The sequence below is a fragment of the Caulobacter sp. 602-1 genome, from assembly GCF_003931565.1.
In the GTDB taxonomy this organism is placed as follows: Bacteria; Pseudomonadota; Alphaproteobacteria; order Caulobacterales; family Caulobacteraceae; genus Caulobacter.
The window spans coordinates 1-278 of the sequence record NZ_RRYI01000187.1; the positions used below are offsets into that span (position 1 = coordinate 1).

Consider the following 278-nt stretch of genomic DNA (forward strand, 5'->3'; position numbering starts at 1 on the left):
GGCGTGTCTCGCGCACCGGCCACAGCCATGCGGAGTCGATATGTGCGTGGCCGATGGCGCTGACGTTCATGGCCGAGGCGTTGGCCGGCTTGGCCAGTACGTCGGCGAGTGCTGCGCGCGCGGCTTCCACGGATTCGGGGTTGCGCTCGTCGTAGGCGTTGAGCGAACGCTGCAACGCCTTCGCGAGTTGCCAGTAGCGCGGCGACTGCTTGTCGGCGAGTTCCATCAGGGAGCTGACCACGTCGAGGTCCACGGAGTAGTGCTCGTAGCGTTCATCG

The 278-nt window shown here is 66.2% G+C and carries 1 protein-coding gene; it reads right to left on the reverse strand.

Annotated elements, in window-relative coordinates; translation table 11 throughout:
• On the reverse strand, window positions 1–253 hold a 253-nt coding region (locus tag EIK80_RS25805), incomplete at its 3' end, for a hypothetical protein (protein WP_199743655.1).
• Window positions 254–278 lie beyond the last annotated feature (25 nt).